Origin of the sequence: Wolbachia endosymbiont (group A) of Apoderus coryli (assembly GCF_947251615.1) — a bacterium.
Classification (GTDB): Bacteria; Pseudomonadota; Alphaproteobacteria; order Rickettsiales; family Anaplasmataceae; genus Wolbachia.
Genome location: NZ_OX366367.1, coordinates 606,325 through 622,668, shown reverse-complemented (window position 1 = coordinate 622,668; position 16,344 = coordinate 606,325). Strand labels below are relative to the sequence as shown.

The 16,344-nt window shown below is 36.4% G+C and carries 22 protein-coding genes and 2 tRNA genes; 2 read left to right on the top strand and 22 right to left on the bottom strand.

All coding sequences use genetic code 11. The annotated features are described in order from the left end of the window. Positions 1–5: 5 nt before the first annotated feature. The 17 genes from rplX to carA all read right to left on the bottom strand — a co-directional run bounded on the left by rplX (position 6) and on the right by carA (position 8,273). Positions 6–323: a 50S ribosomal protein L24 gene (gene rplX, locus OPR43_RS03195; protein WP_406832841.1), complete on the bottom strand. Its 318-nt coding sequence runs from the start codon at positions 321–323 to the stop codon at positions 6–8. After that, positions 323–682, bottom strand: a complete 360-nt coding sequence (gene rplN, locus OPR43_RS03190) for a 50S ribosomal protein L14 (protein WP_006279348.1) — start codon at positions 680–682, stop codon at positions 323–325. Before rplN ends, rplX begins: the two co-directional genes overlap by 1 nt. A 13-nt stretch (positions 683–695) precedes the next feature. Continuing rightward, positions 696–932, bottom strand: a complete 237-nt coding sequence (rpsQ, locus tag OPR43_RS03185; RefSeq protein ID WP_265035462.1) for a 30S ribosomal protein S17 — start codon at positions 930–932, stop codon at positions 696–698. Beyond that, entirely contained in the window at positions 925–1,128 is a 204-nt protein-coding gene (gene rpmC, locus OPR43_RS03180) for a 50S ribosomal protein L29 (RefSeq protein ID WP_264329102.1), read from the bottom strand. Before rpmC ends, rpsQ begins: the two co-directional genes overlap by 8 nt. 11 nt (positions 1,129–1,139) lie before the next feature. Further along, positions 1,140–1,553: a 50S ribosomal protein L16 gene (gene rplP / locus OPR43_RS03175; protein WP_265035460.1), complete on the bottom strand. Its 414-nt coding sequence runs from the start codon at positions 1,551–1,553 to the stop codon at positions 1,140–1,142. A 14-nt stretch (positions 1,554–1,567) separates the two neighbouring features. After that, positions 1,568–2,182, bottom strand: a complete 615-nt coding sequence (rpsC, locus tag OPR43_RS03170; RefSeq protein ID WP_265025672.1) for a 30S ribosomal protein S3 — start codon at positions 2,180–2,182, stop codon at positions 1,568–1,570. A gap of 39 nt (positions 2,183–2,221) precedes the next feature. Next, on the bottom strand, positions 2,222–2,572 hold the full coding sequence (rplV, locus tag OPR43_RS03165; RefSeq protein ID WP_164224758.1) for a 50S ribosomal protein L22: 351 nt from the start codon (positions 2,570–2,572) through the stop codon (positions 2,222–2,224). 5 nt (positions 2,573–2,577) lie between these two features. Continuing rightward, positions 2,578–2,862: a 30S ribosomal protein S19 gene (gene rpsS, locus OPR43_RS03160; RefSeq protein ID WP_006279181.1), complete on the bottom strand. Its 285-nt coding sequence runs from the start codon at positions 2,860–2,862 to the stop codon at positions 2,578–2,580. A gap of 3 nt (positions 2,863–2,865) precedes the next feature. Then, positions 2,866–3,690, bottom strand: coding sequence for a 50S ribosomal protein L2 (rplB, locus tag OPR43_RS03155; RefSeq protein WP_265035458.1), 825 nt, complete (start codon positions 3,688–3,690; stop codon positions 2,866–2,868). A 1-nt stretch (position 3,691) separates the two neighbouring features. Continuing rightward, positions 3,692–3,979 carry a 50S ribosomal protein L23 gene (locus tag OPR43_RS03150; RefSeq protein ID WP_265025675.1) on the bottom strand — a complete coding sequence of 96 codons (288 nt, stop codon included), beginning with the start codon at positions 3,977–3,979 and terminating at the stop codon, positions 3,692–3,694. Then, on the bottom strand, positions 3,976–4,590 hold the full coding sequence (gene rplD, locus OPR43_RS03145) for a 50S ribosomal protein L4 (RefSeq protein ID WP_265035456.1): 615 nt from the start codon (positions 4,588–4,590) through the stop codon (positions 3,976–3,978). Before rplD ends, OPR43_RS03150 begins: the two co-directional genes overlap by 4 nt. Positions 4,591–4,592: 2 nt before the next feature. Next, on the bottom strand, positions 4,593–5,315 hold the full coding sequence (gene rplC, locus OPR43_RS03140; RefSeq protein ID WP_265035454.1) for a 50S ribosomal protein L3: 723 nt from the start codon (positions 5,313–5,315) through the stop codon (positions 4,593–4,595). Between the two features lie 9 nt (positions 5,316–5,324). Further along, positions 5,325–5,645, bottom strand: coding sequence for a 30S ribosomal protein S10 (rpsJ, locus tag OPR43_RS03135; RefSeq protein WP_065094535.1), 321 nt, complete (start codon positions 5,643–5,645; stop codon positions 5,325–5,327). A 14-nt stretch (positions 5,646–5,659) separates the two neighbouring features. Further along, complete coding sequence (tuf, locus tag OPR43_RS03130; protein ID WP_265025679.1) at positions 5,660–6,832, bottom strand: elongation factor Tu; 1,173 nt, start codon at positions 6,830–6,832, stop codon at positions 5,660–5,662. Between the two features lie 78 nt (positions 6,833–6,910). Next, a tRNA-Gly gene (locus tag OPR43_RS03125) sits at positions 6,911–6,981 on the bottom strand. Between the two features lie 4 nt (positions 6,982–6,985). Then, positions 6,986–7,067, bottom strand: a tRNA-Tyr gene (locus OPR43_RS03120). A gap of 114 nt (positions 7,068–7,181) precedes the next feature. Further along, the gene (gene carA / locus OPR43_RS03115; protein WP_265035452.1) at positions 7,182–8,273 is read right to left on the bottom strand and encodes a glutamine-hydrolyzing carbamoyl-phosphate synthase small subunit; all 1,092 of its coding nucleotides are present in this window, start codon (positions 8,271–8,273) and stop codon (positions 7,182–7,184) included. A gap of 201 nt (positions 8,274–8,474) precedes the next feature. Between carA and OPR43_RS03110 the strand changes: the two genes are divergently transcribed. Continuing rightward, a complete protein-coding gene (locus tag OPR43_RS03110; RefSeq protein WP_265035450.1) occupies positions 8,475–8,957 on the top strand; it encodes a hypothetical protein in 483 nt (160 codons plus the stop codon). 232 nt (positions 8,958–9,189) lie between these two features. Here the strand turns inward: OPR43_RS03110 and glpX are convergent, their stop codons facing one another. Next, a complete protein-coding gene (glpX, locus tag OPR43_RS03105) occupies positions 9,190–10,098 on the bottom strand; it encodes a class II fructose-bisphosphatase (RefSeq protein WP_265035644.1) in 909 nt (302 codons plus the stop codon). A gap of 127 nt (positions 10,099–10,225) precedes the next feature. On the opposite strand from glpX, the gene OPR43_RS03100 reads away from it, so the two are divergent. Then, on the top strand, positions 10,226–11,422 hold the full coding sequence (locus tag OPR43_RS03100) for an ankyrin repeat domain-containing protein (protein ID WP_265035448.1): 1,197 nt from the start codon (positions 10,226–10,228) through the stop codon (positions 11,420–11,422). Positions 11,423–11,547: 125 nt separating this feature from the next. Here OPR43_RS03100 and OPR43_RS03095 read toward each other — a convergent pair whose 3' ends face one another. The 4 genes from OPR43_RS03095 to OPR43_RS03080 form a co-directional block, all read right to left on the bottom strand. Next, complete coding sequence (locus OPR43_RS03095) at positions 11,548–11,793, bottom strand: hypothetical protein (protein ID WP_265035446.1); 246 nt, start codon at positions 11,791–11,793, stop codon at positions 11,548–11,550. Positions 11,794–11,829: 36 nt separating this feature from the next. Further along, entirely contained in the window at positions 11,830–11,979 is a 150-nt protein-coding gene (locus OPR43_RS03090; RefSeq protein WP_265035444.1) for a hypothetical protein, read from the bottom strand. A 20-nt stretch (positions 11,980–11,999) separates the two neighbouring features. Next, complete coding sequence (gene ppdK / locus OPR43_RS03085) at positions 12,000–14,681, bottom strand: pyruvate, phosphate dikinase (RefSeq protein ID WP_265035642.1); 2,682 nt, start codon at positions 14,679–14,681, stop codon at positions 12,000–12,002. 236 nt (positions 14,682–14,917) lie between these two features. Continuing rightward, positions 14,918–16,267 carry a phosphomannomutase/phosphoglucomutase gene (locus tag OPR43_RS03080; protein ID WP_265035442.1) on the bottom strand — a complete coding sequence of 450 codons (1,350 nt, stop codon included), beginning with the start codon at positions 16,265–16,267 and terminating at the stop codon, positions 14,918–14,920. Positions 16,268–16,344 lie beyond the last annotated feature (77 nt).

Sequence of the window (16,344 nt, the reverse complement as noted above, 5' to 3'; positions counted from 1 at the left end):
TCAACCTAATCTATCACTTCTCCAGAAATTTTTGCAAAACGCACTTTTCTACCGTCTATAACCTTAAACCCCACTCTAGTTGGAGTTTTATATTTAGGGTCCAATGTTGCAACGTTGGATATATCAATAGCTGACTCTTTATTTAATATACCACCACTACTACCAGCTTTTGGTTTAGTGTGTCTCTTATGTACATTTACCCCAGAAACAATTACCTTTCTTTTAGCATCACATGCCACAACTTTAATCACTTTACCAATTTTTCCCTTATCTCTACCAGTTAAAACTATAACGTCGTCACCACTTTTTATTTTAGCACTCATTATAAAACCTCAACAGCTAATGACATTATCTTCATAAAAGAACCAGATGATAACTTTTTTACCGGACCAAATACCCGAGTGCCAAGTGGTTCACCTTGATCGTTAATCAAAACTACAGCATTGCTAGAAAAACGAATTACAGAACCATCAGATTTTCTAATAGGGCTTTTCACCCTCACCACAACTGCTCTATATACTTTTCCCTTCTCAACCTTCCCTCTTGGAGTAATAGATTTAGTAGATACAATAACTGTGTCACCTATAGATGCAGACTTTCTACCACCCAATAAACCAATACAAAGCACTGCACGCGCACCAGAATTATCAGCTACTTCCAACAATGTATTTTTTTGAATCATATAAATATCCTATTCAATGTGAGCTATTAACAACAACCCATTTTTTAGTAATAGAAATAGGCTTGTGTTCTTGTATTAAAACCTTGTCCCCTTCTTTACAACTATTATTCTCATCATGTGCTGTATACTTCTTGTATTTTTTTATAACCTTTTTATACAGCTCATCCTTATACACTTGTAATACCGAAACCTTTACAGTTTTATCACATTTAGTCTTAATTACAGTACCACAAAAAACCTTCTTAGGCATTCTTTTCCTCTCCTTTTCTTTCATTTAATGCAGTTAGAATACGAGCTATGCTCTTTTTTATCAAACCAAAACGCGAAATATTGTTGCACTGGCCTAACTTTTTTTGAAAAACCAAATTAACAAACTCTTTTCTCAAATTTACAAGAATTTCATGCAATTCTTGTGAGGATTTTGACCTAATGTCAGCTATATCCATTGCAACTCCATTTAATTATGATTAGATACAAATTTACACTTCATAGGAAGCTTAGCGGTTGCCTTTTCAAGCGCCAATTTTGCTAAATGCATGGGAACATCACTGCTAATTTCAAACAACATTCTACCGGGCTTAGCTTTAAATACCCAAAATTCAACACTACCTTTCCCTTTACCCATACGCACATCTGCCGGCTTTTTACTAACAGGGGTATCAGGAAAAATTCTTATCCACACTTTACCAGAGCGTTTTAATGTTCTAGATATTACACGCCTTGCAGTTTCAATATGCTTAGACTGAACCCTACCAGCTTCCATAGCCTTTAGACCATAATCTCCAAAAGATAGCGTACTACCACCTTTCGTGTTACCCTTAATTCGTCCTTTAAATACTTTTTTATATTTACTTTTTTTGGGAACAAACATTTCAATATACCTAATTAGTTACCAATATAAACCCAGACCTTAACTCCTATGATGCCATATATAGTTTTTGCTTCACAAAAAGCATAATCTATATTAGCACGTAAAGTATGCAAAGGCAAACGACCTTCTTTATACCATTCAGTACGAGCTATCTCAGCTCCGCCAAGGCGCCCAGAACAACTTACTTTAATACCTCTAGCACCCATCCTCAAACAACTTTGAATAGCTTTTTTCATCGCTCTTCTAAATGAAACCCTTTTTTCTAACTGTTGTGCAATGCTGCTTGATATTAAAACTGCATCTATTTCAGACCTTTTAACCCCTACTACATTCACTTCTACATTATTTTTTACTTTTTCAGCTATTTTTTGCTTTATCTTCTCAATATCTGAGCCTTTCTTACCTATTATCACTCCAGGTCTAGAAGAATGTATTATTACAGACACCAAATCGATCGTACGCTCTATAATTACTTTAGAAACACCAGCATGCTTAAAAGATTCATTTATATAACTGCGAATAGATAAATCTTGATGCAACCCTTGTTTATAACCCTTCTCAGCATACCAAATAGATGACCAAGTATTAATTATTTTTAACCTAAATCCTTTAGGATTAACGTTTCCCATACTTTTGCACTTTCCTTATTAATTTTCTATTTTTATGAATCATATAATTTCCCCCAATTTTACAGTTATATTACTATAACGTTTACTAACTCTATTAGCTCTACCCATAGCTTTTGGACATACCCTACGCAAAGTAAGAGACTTACCTATTAAAATTTCTTTTATATATAAATTATCGATATCCAATCCATAATTATATTGAGCATTAGCAATCGCAGAATTTAATACCTTCCTTATAAGACCCGCAGCTTTCTTTTCACAAAATCTTAATTGCACAGTGGCAAAAGAAACTTTTTTATTACGTACTAAACCAGCAACCAAATTCAATTTACGAGGAGTTGATTTTAAAACCCTAGAACCAGCTTTAACTATTACATCTCTGTTTTTCATATCAATTACCTTCTTGTCGCCTTTTTATCACCACTATGCCCAGTAAATTTACGAGTGGGCGAAAATTCACCAAATTTATGACCTATCATATTCTGATCATTAACATTAACAGGAATGTAATCCTTACCATTATAAACAGCAAACTTTAAACCTAAACAATTAGGAAGAATTACAGAAGCCCTGGAATGAACTTTTATAGCCATGTTAACAAACCCCTTGTTTAAAGCATTATTCACCGACTTTAATATAGAAGGATGACAAAAAGGAGGCTTCCACGCAGATCTACTCATAAACTAACCTTTCAATTGTTTTATATACTTATCACTAGATTTATTTTTCCTCCGAGTTTTCTTTCCTTTTGTTGCAACACCCCAAGGAGTAACAGGATGACGACCACCAGAGGTTTTTCCTTCCCCACCTCCATGAGGATGGTCAACCGGATTCATCGCAACCCCACGCACAGTAGGTCTAATTCCAAGCCACCTACTTCTTCCAGCTTTACCCAGCTTTCTATTCTTATGGTCAGGGTTAGATACTACACCAATAGTAGCCTTGCAAGAAGATAAAATCAACCTAATTTGACCAGACCTGAGTCGTAATAAAACATATTGGCCATCACGACCAACGATTTGCGCATAACAACCAGCAGCTCTAGCAATCGCAGCACCATTACCTGGTTTCAGCTCAACATTATGAACGAAAGAACCAACAGGTATATACTTGAGTAGCAAACAATTCCCTGGTAAAATATCAGCATCATTTCCAGCTGTAACAACATCACCAGGCTTCATACCTTGAGGAGCTAATATATAAGACTTAATATCATCTTCCTTATATGATATTAACGCTAAAAACCCACTTCTATTTGGATCATACTCTATTTTTTCAACTATACCCTGACCACTTCTATTACGCTTAAAATCTATAACTCTATACTTCTTTTTGTGACCACCACCCCTATGACGAGTTGTAATTCTACCATAATTATTTCTTCCACCACTGGACTTTTTACCGGATGTAAGAGACTTTTCTGGCTCATCTTTTGATAAACCAACTTTACTTACTAACACAGTCCCACGAGAAGACGGAGTAACAGGATTAAAAAATTTCATACCCATATTAAACGCTCATTATATCTAATTTTTGACCATCTATCAAAGAAAAATAAACTTTCTTTTTCTGTTTTTCACAACCAATCACACCCCTGAAACGCCTATATTTAGGCTTAATTCTAACAACATTTATAGAAGAAATTTTAACATCAAATAGAGACTCTATTGCCAACTTTATTTGACGCTTATTTACATTTACAAAAACATACAAAGAATATTTATTAAACTTCTCCCTCAAAAAAGAGGCCTTTTCTGTAATTATAGGAGATTTTATTATATCATTATATTTGATCATAACAATCTACCTTCAAGATGCTTTAAAGTATCCTTTGTCAACATCACGCATTCGTGATTCAATATATCAAAGACATTTAACCCAATAGGTTTGATTAAGTCTACATAATGCAAGTTTCTAACAGCACGCAACAAATCATCTCCATAATCACCAACTATCAAAAAGGAAGAAAATTTAAAATTTTTAATACATTTACACATTTCAGACGTTTTCTTCACATCAATATTTAAATTATCCAGAATAATCACTTGATTATTTAAATACTTTAGAGATAAAGCAATTTTTAAACCAAATTTGCGTACCTTCTTATTAAGAGAATAACTATGACTCCTCACAACAGGGCCGAAAATAATCCCACCACCTCTAAATTGAGGAGATCGCAAGCTCCCTTGTCTTGCCCTACCGGTACGTTTTTGACCATAAGGTTTAGCTGTTGTACCAGAGACATCACTGATACCTTTTGTTTTATGAGTACCAGCTCTTCTCTTCGCTAATTGCCATCTCACTATATCATGCAAAATACTCAATTTTTGCTTAGCAGAAAATATCAAAGGATTGAGCTGAGCAGTACCTACATTATTATTAGATAGATTAACTAAATTACATTCCATAACTAACTCACCAAATTACTAGCATCATCATTTACATCTAACAGTAGACCTATCGGAAAAGGAACATCTTTATGTAAAGATTTTTTAACTGCATCTCTTACAAAAACATAGGAATTTTTAAACCCAGGAACATTATTACCCTTCACAGCAATTATACTATTTTCATGATCAATGGATAATATCTTCATATTTTGTGCAGTTATTCTGCTGTTACCTAAATGACCAGCCATTTTCTTTCCTTTAAATACTCTACCAGGATCCTGACATTGACCAGTAGAACCTTGTGATCTGTGAGCAATAGAAACACCATGAGATGCCCTAAGCCCACTGAAGTTATGCCGCTTCATCACACCAGCAAATCCTTTACCTATAGAATAACCCGTAATATCAAGATATTGACCAACCACAAAATGATTGATTCCCACTTTTTTACCACATTCTATTCCCGACAGGTCATTTAATCTACTTTCGTATAACTTACATTTATTATTTATACCCTTTTTCTTTAAATATTCCAACTGAGGTTTTGCTATATTTTTAAAATCTCCTGTGCCTAAAATGACTGAATTATAGCCACATTTATCTTGTCCTTTTATATCAATAATATAAGTTTCGCTGAGATGCAATAAAGTTACAGCCATGCGACTATTGTCAGAATACATAGCAGTATGACCAATATTCATCATTAGTAAACCAATTCTCCTCAGCGAATTTATTCTCTTCATTTCCTTCTCCTAAACCTTAACTTCCTTGACTTTTAAATCCACTTCTACGCCAGCAGAAAAAGATAAACCTGTAAGCATCTGCATCATAGTAGGAGTAAGATCATGTAAAACAATCAAACGCCTAGAAGTTCTTATTTCAAACTGTTCACGAGATTTTTTATCAACATGAGGAGATCTATTAACAATAAATTTAGAATCTTTTCTTGGCAACGCAATCGGACCAGATAATTTTGCACTGGACCGCTTTAATTCATCAACAAATTTTCGAACACACTCCTCCAATAAAGAACAATCGAAAGCCTTAATGTTAATATATATATCTTGCTTCATCTTAGTTACTACACTCACTCCAAAATCTCAGAAACAACACCAGAACCAACAGTTCTACCGCCTTCTCTTATCGCAAAACGCAATCCCTTATCCATTGCTATCGGTACTTGCAATTCTACTTCTACACTCACATTATCTCCTGGCATTACCATCTCCTTCCCATCTAGCAATTTTATGCTCCCAGTTACATCCGTTGTCCTTAAATAAAACTGTGGCTGGTAATTCGCAAAAAATGGTGTATGCCTTCCTCCTTCCTCTTTCTTTAATATATAAACCTCCGCCTTAAACTTTCTATGCGGCGTTATCGTCCCCGGTTTTGCTAATACTTGCCCTCTCTCCACTTCTTCTCTTTTTGTTCCTCTTAACAATATTCCTACATTGAGTCCTGCACTTCCCTTATCCAGCAACTTCTTAAACATTTCTACACCTGTGCATATCGTCTTTTGCGTCTCCTTCAGACCTATTATCTCTATCTCTTCTCCCGTCTTTATCTCTCCCTTCTCTATTCTTCCTGTTACCACCGTCCCTCGCCCCGATATCGAAAATACATCTTCGATTGGCAATAAAAATGGTAAATCCACAGGCCTTGGTGGAACCGCCACATATTCATCTAACTTTTCCATCAATTTGTCTATTGATTTCTTTCCATATTCGCCGCTGTCATCCTCCAGCGCCTTGAGTGCTGACCCAACTACCACAGGCACTTCATCCCCTGGAAATCCGTATTTACTCAGCAATTCCCTCACTTCCATTTCTACTAAATCTATCATATCAGCATCAGCAACATCAGCTTTATTTATATACACCACGATATATCCAACACCCACCTGCTTCGCCAGCAATATATGCTCTCTCGTTTGTGGCATTGGCCCATCAACTCCCGACACTACCAATATCGCTGCATCCATCTGTGCTGCACCTACTATCATATTCTTTACATAGTCAGCATGTCCAGGACAATCAACGTGTGCATAATGCCTTTTTTCCGTCTGATACTCAACATGCGCTGTTGCTATCGTTATCCCCCTCTTCCTTTCTTCTGGCGCTTTATCTATCTGATCGTACGCTACAAAATTTCCATAATGCTTTGTTATCGCCGCTGTTAACGTTGTCTTCCCATGATCCACATGTCCTATTGTTCCCACATTTACATGCGGCTTTCCAAATGCTTCCACTACTGCTGTCATAATTTAAACTTTTCTACCTAAAATACAAATACATCAATAAATAATATGTTGATTTTATAAAAATACAACAAAAAAAAGAGCGGATAGTGGGAATCGAACCCACGTCACTAGCTTGGAAGGCTAGAGCTCTACCATTGAGCTATACCCGCACAATGGAGGAGGTAGGATTCGAACCTACGTACGCAATGCGGACAGATTTACAGTCTGTTACCTTTAACCACTCGGTCACTCCTCCACAAAAATTTGTTAAGAGAACGCTATTTTAGTACCTTAACTCAAGCTTTTATTGTATTTAATACTAAACGCCTAAAATTAAAAAATCAAGCAATAAAACCTACCCTGATTAAAATCATGCAGATTTCATTTTATACAACACAATATTGTCAATAAAACGTCTAAACAAATAATGCGAATCATGCGTACCTGGCGCTTCTTCTGGATGATATTGCACAGAAAAGACTAGGTAATCCTTCATCATTATTCCCTCTACACTATTATCAAATAGAGAAATGTGAGTAATTTTAACATTACTTGGAAGAGAAGCTGAATCAACAACGAAACCATGATTTTGGCTAGTGATCTCAACTTTTCCACTACTTACATCATAAACTGGATGGTTACTCCCTCGGTGACCAATATCCATCTTGATGGTCTTTGCCCCCAAAGTAATCGCAAGTAATTGATGGCCCATGCATATGCCAAAAATTGGTATTTTAGATTTTATAATAATGTCTATTTCTGAAACTACACTTTCTCCTATTTCTTGCGGATCACCAGGACCATTTGAAAGCACTATACCATCTGGATTCATACTCAACACTTTTTGAGCAAAACCTGTGCTTGGTCTGATTAATTCAACTGTACAACCAAGTTCTATTAAGCGTGAAACTATACTGATTTTTACGCCAAAATCAACGATTACAACCCTATATTTTGCATTAAGGTCACTTTTAAAATTACTATGCAAGCTAACTTTATTGGTTATTTCCATCCCATTTACAGGTTTGTATTTCTTCAATTCATCCAACACATACGTCTCGCTTGACGGGCATATCATTCCATTTTGAGATCCATGTTCTCTCAAATGTCTCGTTAAAGCTCTAGTATCAACTCCTGATATCCCAATCACGTTATTTTTCTCTAACCAATCATTTAAACTGATATATGAAGAAGGGTGGGACATAGAAGAAAGTTCACGCATAACCACACCACTTGCAAAAATTTTCTTTCCTTCATTATCTTTATGGTTTATTCCAATGTTACCAATATGAGGAAAAGTGAACGTTATAATTTGATCAGCAAAAGAAGGATCAGTTATAGTATGCTGATAACCGGTCATACCAGTGGTAAAACAGACCTCACCTATGCACTTGCCTTTTTTACCTACTGATTTTCCCCAAAAGCACTTGCCATCTTGTAAAATTAAAACTGCGTCCTGCACTTCATTATCTATTTAACTGATTCAAAACAGTATACAAGAATTTTAAATAATACGTAACTCTTTCTAAAATTCCAAATTTAACCACGAGGCGGCGAAGAACAATATGAAAAAAATTTTTAACGCGCCCTTTCATAAAATATGTTGACTATCTCCGTATTTTATATTAGGTATACTCCGGCAGTTATGAAATGGAGGTTTATTATGTCAAATGAAATCCAACCTAAAAATAAGTTACTAATTGTAGGAGCTGGCTTACTATTCTTTGCAATGGTGTTCCCATCATTTTTTCTCTTAGCAAAAATAGCCATAGGATTAGCTATGATCGCAATTGCAACAATCGTGGTAAAAATTTTCTCAAAAACAATATCAAACGTTCTTGAAAAAGAAAAAGTAGATCAGAATCAGGCAGCACAACAAACAACACAAAGTAAAATTATAAACCTAGCTATTGGATTAACATTTATATTTGCAGGAGGATTATCAATGCTCATTATAGCAAAAACTGGCTTAATTGCAGCATGTGCAGCTATAACTGCTTTAGCTCTACACGAATATGTTAAAAATGAAGAAATAGGAAAAAAGATAAATGATAAATTCGATAAGGTAGCTGACGATACAATCAATTTTATTGTTAGCAGTGTTGAAAAACTTATTCCAACAAAGCCGCCAGGCATAACAGCCTAAACTGTCTCCGTTCAGCAGAGTGGTTTAAGAAACAATAGATAGAAGGTTTTGAAAAGGGGCTAGCTTCCTTTTTATGTCCATCTTGAGGAACTTCTTGTACAATTAATTTTCTTGCGAAATATTCTGTGATGAATCTAACATTATACCCCCTTTAATTTTTAGATAAAAATAACATATTTTAATATCAGTGTATTGTAAAGCTAAAATTTAGGTGTATTGAAAAATAATTAACCTAACTTATAACTTGCACCTTTATCAGCTTGTTAGGTAGAATTATTAAAGAACTAGTTGAACAGACGTTATCAACTCCATCCACAAGTTCTCCGTTTGTTACTCCAGTTGCAATGAACACTGATTCACCTCTTGCCATATCTTTTATGGTGTAGATTTTTTCTGGATCGTGAATGTTCAAATTTTTTGCTCTTTCTCTTAACTGATCCGTGTCAAGTACTAATCTTCCCTCCATCTGTCCGCCGATTGAGCTTAGCGCTGCAGCCGCAAGCACCCCTTCTGGTGCTCCTCCTATACCGATATACATATCGTGATTGCCATTTACTAGTGAAACTACGGCCGCAACATCACCATCATCTATTAGTTTAACTTTTGCTCCTAACTTCCTGATTTTCAATATTAATTCATCATGCCTTTCACGTTTAAGTACAGTTACCACGAGATCATTTACTTTGCATTTTTTTGCCTTGGCTAAATTGTCTAGATTCTTTTCAATGCTATTTTTTAGTGAGACTACACCCTCTGGAAGATTTTTTCCTACTGCTATCTTTTCCATATAAACATCAGGTGCATGTAAAAAATTACCTTTTTTCGTTGCAGCAAGAACGGACATTGCCCCCTGTTTGTAGTGAGCGCAAATTGTGGTACCCTCAAGTGGGTCAACAGCAATGTCGATTTCAGGACCATTTCCAGTGCCAACCTTCTCGCCAATATATAGCATCGGCGCTTCATCTCTCTCACCTTCACCAATTACGATAGTACCATTTATTTCCATTGAATTTAACACTGTTCGCATTGCATCAACTGCAACCTGATCAGCCTTTTTTTCATCCCCAAAGCCTGCTAGTTTATATGCAGCAAGCGCCGCAGCTTCGGTCACTTTAACTAATTTACAGGCTAAATCTTCCATCATTTGCTTCAAGAACTATAAATAAAGCATTCAATATATATCATGCTGCTTAAAACTGCAATATGTCTTGACTGATTTTGATGGAATTGGTATAATAAGTTATATTTATAGTAGTGGGATTGTAGTTATGTCATACAGTAAGGAAGGTATCAGGGAATTGTGTCTAGATGTAGATAGGATTTTGATAGATGGTGATAAGTACAACGATAAAGTTACCAGCATTGAAGATTTGCAAAATAGATTAAGAAGAAAAGCTAAATTTAAAGAAATTGATTTTCAAAGTAAGTGCGAAGGGGACAACTCGTTAGGAGATCTACTTCTAAAACATGCAACCGAAAATAACAACCCACGCGTTAAGGATTTTCTCCTCCAAAATGGGTATGAACCCCTTCAACAGGAGCAAATAACCGCAGCAATAAACAAGGAAGAAGAGGGGCAAAACACACCTGATGTGGAAGAGAATAGAGCAGACAGTAATGAAGTAGATTCTAGTAACTTCATAAACCTTGGTATGACTGCTGAAATGCGTTACGAACAGCTAATACAAGGAAAAGAAACAAGTCGGGCAATTTTTGACTCGTTTGCAAATGCTGTAAGAGAGTCCAATATTACTGGCGATCGTGGCGTATTTCTAGATGTTGTAAAATTGTTTACAGATTTAGATGCTGTAATCCATCTTACAGATACTGCTTCCAGAACTATATTGGGCATAGCTGCAATAACAAAACAAGCTGACGTTGTTAAGGTACTTTTGGGTAGTGGTAAGTTTAGTGAAGAAGAAAAATTTAACGCTCTGCGTTCTGCTATTGTTCAAGGTAATGTTCAAGAAGTTGAAGCATTTTTAGGTTATGTAAATGATGAAAGCAGACAAGCAGCTTTAGAGTTGGCTATGGATAATGCACAAGAAGAAATTACTCAGGTACTTTTAAACTTTATTACACCAGAAACACCCAATGCAGAAGAAAATATAGTACCAGCACCTCCTATAGTAACAGAAGCAAATGCTAACCAACCTGTGTCAAGTAGTGTTAATGGCCAATCAAATCATAATAACAAAAATAAAACGCCTGTAATACCAGAGACTAAGCAAACTGCCACACCAAATAATGATAATAAAGCTAACGGCTTTGTAGATGCTCAATTTTCTATGCCAAATGAAAAAGAAACTAAATATAAGGAAAATTTTCACAACTCATTAAAGAGAGATGTTGTTGGAGTTGTTGTTACAGGATTATTCATTGCTGCTGCTGTGATGGTTCCATCTGTGGCTGGTGCGGTGGTTTGCGGTATTGTAGCTGCTTTAGTTGCAATAGTTACCGGGTAGCATATAAAAAGTTCTACGTTACCAAGTTATAGAGAAATGGAAGAAAATAAAGTTGAACACGTGAGTTCACAAGTTGTAAAAATATAGGATGTCATGCCAGTGCGTGACACTGGCATCCAGAAATTTTATTGTAAGAAGCACACTGAACTGGTGAGCGTAAAAGTAGTTGTCTTATACTCAAACAAATGTCTTTGCGAGATTGCATGGAAAACTGGATCCCAGTGTCTGGGCACGTATCCGTTCAGGATAGCGGCAAGGTAGTATAACCATAGAGTAAAAGTGAGTTTACAACAAATGGGTGTCATCCCAGTGTCTGGGCACTGGGATGACACCTTTGTGTTTGAGGCAAAATCGGCTATAACACTTAACATACTGCCTTTGCAAACAAATGTTCGTACAGCTGTGTGTCACGCACTTTGCTTCAATATTTGCACATTAGCCACTCCCCTGAACAGATACCTGGGCACTGGGATGACATCCTCCCTTATGAAGATTGCTCTCAAATCACGATGTTCGTACAATTGTGATCTGGGCACTTGAATGACAGAGCTCCGCAAGGCGGTCCAATGTTTTTCGCTTACCTAACACACTTAGATTTTATGCTAAATTGTGCTGCTACTAACTTTGCAACCGGTACTCTATAGGGTGAGCATGAAACATAATCCACCCCTGATTCGATGAGAAACTCTATAGATTTTGGGTCTGCACCATGTTCTCCACATATACCCAGTTTTATTTCTTTTCGGGTTTTTTTGCCTCTTTCAATGGCTATCTTGATTAACTCCCCTACCCCTTCGATGTCCAGCACTTCAAACGGGTCGTTTTCGAATATGTTGCTTTCCTTATAAGAATCGAGGAAATTAACTGAATCATCTCTTGAAAGTCCCATGGTTGTTTGCGTTAAATCATTAGTGCCAAAACTAAAAAACTCTGCATGTTTTGCTAACTTATCAGCAATCAGTGCCGCTCGTGGCAGTTCTATCATAGTGCCGATTGAATAAGCCTTGTCTGATGTCATTCCAGCGCGTGACGCTGGAATCTGCATCTGGATCCCAGCTGAGATGACAGAGGATTCTTTCTTTGCTAGCTCGCATATCAGAACAAACTCTTTCTCACTCATGATAAAAGGAATCATGATTTCAGGCTCCACTTCTATCTTCTTTTCTTTCTTTAATTCACTTGCAGCACTAAGTATTGCCCTAATCTGCATGCTATATATTTCAGGATGAGAAATGGCAAGTCTACAACCTCGATGGCCAAGCATTGGGTTCTTTTCTGATAACTGTGCTATTTTATTTTTTACTGACTCAACTGACTTACTAAGTGATTTGGCGATTTTTTCTATAGTAGACTGATTATTGGGTAAAAATTCATGCAAAGGCGGATCAAGCAACCGTATAGTGACCTCCCTGCCCTCCATAATAGAAAATATTTCTTTGAAATCAGACTTTTGCATTCCTTCCAGTTTAATGAGCGCATCTGCCCTTTCATTTTCATCGTCAGCTATTATCAACTTTTGAATGAATTCGATTCTATCACTAGCGAAAAACATATGTTCTGTGCGACATAAGCCTATACCTTCTGCACCGAATTCTTTTGCAATTTTTGCATCTTTTGGAGTATCAGCGTTCGCTCTCACTTTGATCGTTTTGATTTCATCTATCCAGTTAATTATCGTTTTGAATTCTTGCGATAATTCAGGTAAAATTGTAGGGAGAATGCCAAGCATAACCTCCCCTGTTCCTCCGTTGATGGTAATTGGTTCACCTTTATTTACTTTTGTATCCCCTACAGAAAAGAAAATTCCATCTTTATCGATATAAAGTCCACTCACACTGCAAATGCATGGCTTACCCATTCCACGGGTTACAACAGCAGCATGCGAGGTCATCCCTCCCCGTGCTGTTACTATGCCACTTGCAGCATTCATTCCATTAATATCTTCAGGACTCGTTTCTGACCTTACTAAAATCACTTTTTTGCCCTGCTCTGCAGCTTTTTCAGCATCACTTGCACTAAACACTACATATCCAGAAGCAACCCCTGGAGAAGCCGGCAGTCCCTTCCCTATTACTTTTTGGTCACTCTTAACGTCAAGAACTGGATGCAATAAATTGTCAAAAGTTTTTGGATCAATTCTCAATATTCCTTCTTCTTTTGTAATCGTTCCTTCGTTTACCATATCAACTATTATGCGAATAGCAGCTTCAGCCGTGCGCTTGCCAGACCTAGTCTGCAAAATCCATAACTTACCGTCCTGTACAGTAAATTCGATATCCTGCATGTCTTTATAATGCCTTTCAAGTTTTTCACATACCACGCATAATTCTCGGTAGACACTTGGCAGCAACTTCTCCATGGTGTTTTTTTGCTCTCCGTCAATTGGCATAGGAGTATAAACACCAGAAACCACATCCTCACCCTGAGCATTAACCAAAAACTCACCAAAAAGCTTTTTTTCTCCAGTTGAAGGGTTTCGTGTAAATATCACACCAGTTGCAGAATTATCATTTAAATTACCAAAAACCATTGCTTGCACGTTGACTGCTGTTCCAAGGTTTTCAGAAATATTATGTATTCTTCTATAGGAAACAGCCCTATCATTTTTCCAAGAGGCAAATACTGCATTAACTGAGTTTAACAATTGCTCTTCAACGTTCTGCGGAAAATGTTTTCCTGTTTTTTCATGTACTATCCTTTTGAAATTGCTAACAATTCTCTTTAAAACATCAACATCAAGATCAGCTAAGCTTTTTGCTCCACTCTTTTGCTGTTCATTATCAACAACATCTTGAAATAGGTAATGGTCAAGCTGTAGTACAACATTGGAGTACATCATAATGAAACGGCAGTAGCTATCGTAAGCAAAACGTTCGCCACTTTTTTTTGCAAGCCCAACAACGGTTTCATCATTTAGACCAACATTTAAAATAGTATCAAGCATGCCCGGCATTGAGTTGACACTACCAGAGCGTATGGAAACTAATAAGGGGTTATTTAAATCCCCGAATTTACAACCGATGTCATTTTCGAGCATCGTCATGTAGTTTTTGATCTCGTTACGTAGGTCGTTAGACAATTCATTATCCTGACAGTAGGCCTGACAAACAGAGGTGGAAATTGTGAAACCAGGTGGAACAGGAATGCCAACATTGCACATTTCTGCTAAATTTGCTCCCTTCCCTCCCAGCAGATTTTTCATTTCTGCATTGCCTTCGCACTTGTTCTGGCTGAAGTAATGTATTAACTTTTCCCCCATCATTTTCTCCGGATTTTCACTGATAAACACATTGTACATATAGTTCCAATAAACCTGTGAGGACTTGAAACCTTAGGATAATAAATTTTACAAAATTTGGCAACAACGTTCCTTCTGGCAACATCAGTAAAGTTAACAAAAAAGATGACAAATTATTATCAATAAGAATATATAATATAAAGATACATTTAAAAATTTTTTTATGGCTCTTTATTTAAGAGATAGGGTCAATTTTTCTATGAGTAGCTACAATTTAAAGACCTTGCTTCATCAATGTAATGGAACAAAACCTTTTTAGTAAGTTCAAAACCTTCTAAAGTCTCTCCTTCGCATCTTGCTGTAATGCAGTTTTGCGTATTTGATACCCTAAGAAGCCACCAACCTTTATTATCGGTTACCTTAACACCATCAAGATCTGAAAATACAATATTTTGCTGCTCCAGTGTTTTCTTTATTGATTCAATTATTTGAAATTTTTTCTCATCTTTCACTATAATCTTTACTTCATGAGTGATATATAACTTCGGTAAATCCTCAATTACTTGAGATAGGCTTTGGTTTTTCTTAAGCAAAATGTCAACTGCTTTAACAGCAGAATATAGCCCATCATCAAAACCTAGCTCAGAAAAGAAGAAGTGCCCGCTTAATTCACCAGCAAACTTTGCCTCTTCCTCTACCATCTTCTTCTTAACTAGTGAGTGTCCAGTAGCGCAGGTAATAACTTGCCCTCCTAACTTACTAACAAAATCATGCACTTTCATACTCATTTTTACGTTGGCAATAACTTTGCTTTCTGGATATTCCTCCAACACTTCACGTGCAAAAATTATAAATAAATGGTCATTGGAAACAACGTTGCCTTTATTATCAATTAAGCGCACCCTATCGCTATCGCCATCTAGCGCAATGCCAAGATCACATCCATATTCCTTCACAATGTCAATTAATTGAGCGAGATTTTTTTCCTCTATGGGATCTGGATCATGCAGTGGAAATGCCCCATCTATAGAGTTATTGGTTACGATATGCGTATGACCAGGCAAGATCTTTTCAATATACCTTATAATTCCACTTGCTGGACTATTTCCACAATCCCAGGCTATTTTTAATTTCTGTGTAGCATTATTCTTCACTGCACCTTTTAATATGCGAATGTACTCACCATATATATTTATGTTAATTAAGCTTCCAATTCTTGTACTGTTTTTAATTGGACTGCTTATAATTTCCTTCATTTCTTGATCTGAGAAGACTTTTTTATTACTAAAAAATTTAAAGCCATTATATTCGCTGGGGTTATGAGAGGCAGTTATTATGATACCAAGATCCGCCTGCGTGATTTGTGTTGCAGCGTAGAGCATAGGTGAAGAGCATAGTCCAACGCGTATAACATTTGCACCGGATAAAGTTAAGCCCCTAATTAATTCTCTTTCTATACCTGGTGAATCTATTCTGCTGTCGTAGCCGACACAAACACTAGCTACGGTTTGGCCAAACTTTCTACCTATCTCGTACCCATCATTAATCTGCAAATCTTTGCCTACTATACCTCTAATATCGTATTTTCTTATAATGGTATTGTCCATACTGCACTGCTTAAGGAGTAACTACTATATAACATAATGGACAAGTGTTCAAATTTCTTCTTTATTTACCCACATAA

Coding starts and splice junctions, on each gene's coding strand:
- rplV (WP_164224758.1), bottom strand. CDS start 2,572: ATGAAAAACAGAGATGTAATAGTTAAAGCTGGTTCTAGGGTTTTAAAA.
- rplC (WP_265035454.1), bottom strand. CDS start 5,315: ATGAAGAGAATAAATTCGCTGAGGAGAATTGGTTTACTAATGATGAAT.
- rplD (WP_265035456.1), bottom strand. CDS start 4,590: ATGGAATGTAATTTAGTTAATCTATCTAATAATAATGTAGGTACTGCT.
- rpmC (WP_264329102.1), bottom strand. CDS start 1,128: ATGGATATAGCTGACATTAGGTCAAAATCCTCACAAGAATTGCATGAA.
- rplP (WP_265035460.1), bottom strand. CDS start 1,553: ATGTTTGTTCCCAAAAAAAGTAAATATAAAAAAGTATTTAAAGGACGA.
- rpsC (WP_265025672.1), bottom strand. CDS start 2,182: ATGGGAAACGTTAATCCTAAAGGATTTAGGTTAAAAATAATTAATACT.
- rplN (WP_006279348.1), bottom strand. CDS start 682: ATGATTCAAAAAAATACATTGTTGGAAGTAGCTGATAATTCTGGTGCG.
- ppdK (WP_265035642.1), bottom strand. CDS start 14,681: ATGGGGGAAAAGTTAATACATTACTTCAGCCAGAACAAGTGCGAAGGC.
- rplX (WP_406832841.1), bottom strand. CDS start 323: ATGAGTGCTAAAATAAAAAGTGGTGACGACGTTATAGTTTTAACTGGT.
- rpsS (WP_006279181.1), bottom strand. CDS start 2,862: ATGAGTAGATCTGCGTGGAAGCCTCCTTTTTGTCATCCTTCTATATTA.
- OPR43_RS03100 (WP_265035448.1), top strand. CDS start 10,226: ATGTCATACAGTAAGGAAGGTATCAGGGAATTGTGTCTAGATGTAGAT.
- OPR43_RS03095 (WP_265035446.1), bottom strand. CDS start 11,793: ATGTTAAGTGTTATAGCCGATTTTGCCTCAAACACAAAGGTGTCATCC.
- OPR43_RS03080 (WP_265035442.1), bottom strand. CDS start 16,267: ATGGACAATACCATTATAAGAAAATACGATATTAGAGGTATAGTAGGC.
- OPR43_RS03110 (WP_265035450.1), top strand. CDS start 8,475: ATGTCAAATGAAATCCAACCTAAAAATAAGTTACTAATTGTAGGAGCT.
- tuf (WP_265025679.1), bottom strand. CDS start 6,832: ATGACAGCAGTAGTGGAAGCATTTGGAAAGCCGCATGTAAATGTGGGA.
- rplB (WP_265035458.1), bottom strand. CDS start 3,690: ATGGGTATGAAATTTTTTAATCCTGTTACTCCGTCTTCTCGTGGGACT.
- glpX (WP_265035644.1), bottom strand. CDS start 10,098: ATGGAAGATTTAGCCTGTAAATTAGTTAAAGTGACCGAAGCTGCGGCG.
- rpsQ (WP_265035462.1), bottom strand. CDS start 932: ATGCCTAAGAAGGTTTTTTGTGGTACTGTAATTAAGACTAAATGTGAT.
- rpsJ (WP_065094535.1), bottom strand. CDS start 5,645: ATGAAGCAAGATATATATATTAACATTAAGGCTTTCGATTGTTCTTTA.
- OPR43_RS03150 (WP_265025675.1), bottom strand. CDS start 3,979: ATGATCAAATATAATGATATAATAAAATCTCCTATAATTACAGAAAAG.